General features: G+C 71.5%; 1 protein-coding gene. It reads left to right on the forward strand.

The window, feature by feature from the left end; genetic code table 11:
* On the forward strand, positions 1 to 781 hold a 781-nt coding region (locus ACXAID_RS28215), incomplete at its 5' end, for an HRDC domain-containing protein (RefSeq protein ID WP_475025450.1).
* Positions 782 to 1,018 lie beyond the last annotated feature (237 nt).

Raw genomic sequence — 1,018 nt, forward strand, 5'->3', positions numbered from 1 at the left:
GGGCACCCGCGCCCGCGACCGGTGGGAGGCGCTGGTCGCGCTGGCCGAGCTCGTCGACGACGAGGTCGCCCAGCGCCCGCAGCTGGACCTGCGCGGGCTGCTCACCGAACTGCGGCAGCGCGCCGACTCGCGCCACCCACCCACCGTGCAGGGCGTCACGCTGGCCTCGCTGCACGCCGCCAAGGGGCTCGAGTGGGACGCGGTGTTCCTCGTCGGGCTGGCCGACGGCACCCTGCCGATCTCGCATGCGCTCTCCCACGGCCCCGACAGCGAACCGGTCGAAGAGGAGCGCCGGTTGCTCTACGTCGGGGTCACCAGGGCGCGCACGCATCTGACGCTGAGCTGGGCGCTGGCCCGCAACCCGGGTGGACGCCAGGGCAGGCGCCCGTCGCGATTCCTCAACGGCATCGCCCCCCAGTCGCAGCGCGACGACGGACCGAGCCGGCCCCGCAAGCCCCGTGGTCCGGCACCACGCTGCCGGGTGTGCAACGCCGTGCTGACCGCGCCGCCGGCGATCATGCTGCGCCGGTGCGAAACCTGCCCGTCGGACATCGACGAGCAGCTGCTCGCCGAACTCAAGGACTGGCGGCTGCGGATCTCCAAGGAGATGAGCGTGCCCGCCTACGTGGTGTTCACCGACAACACCCTGATCGCGATCGCCGAATCGCTGCCCACCGACGACGCGGCACTGGTCGCCATCCCCGGCATCGGTGCCCGCAAGCTGGAGCAGTTCGGCTCCGACGTGCTGGCGCTGGTCAGGCAACGCCAGTCGTCGAGCTAGCCGCGCCGGGCGAAACCCCAGGTCAAAAATGTGTTGTCGGGTGCGGCCGCTAGCGGCTAACCTCAACGGCACACAGACGAAAGCCATGTGCGAAAGGAGGGTGTCGCGATCATGACAAGCACCGTTGCGTTCACCGGCGTAGCCGCTGCCGGCATGTCGCGGACCTTCCACGCCCCCGTTTGGGAGCATCCCGCCATTCCCGCCGCCCGCGCCGCCGCGCCGGCGCAGCGCAAGCGC

Source organism: Mycobacterium sp. ABE4_509, from assembly GCF_056160785.1.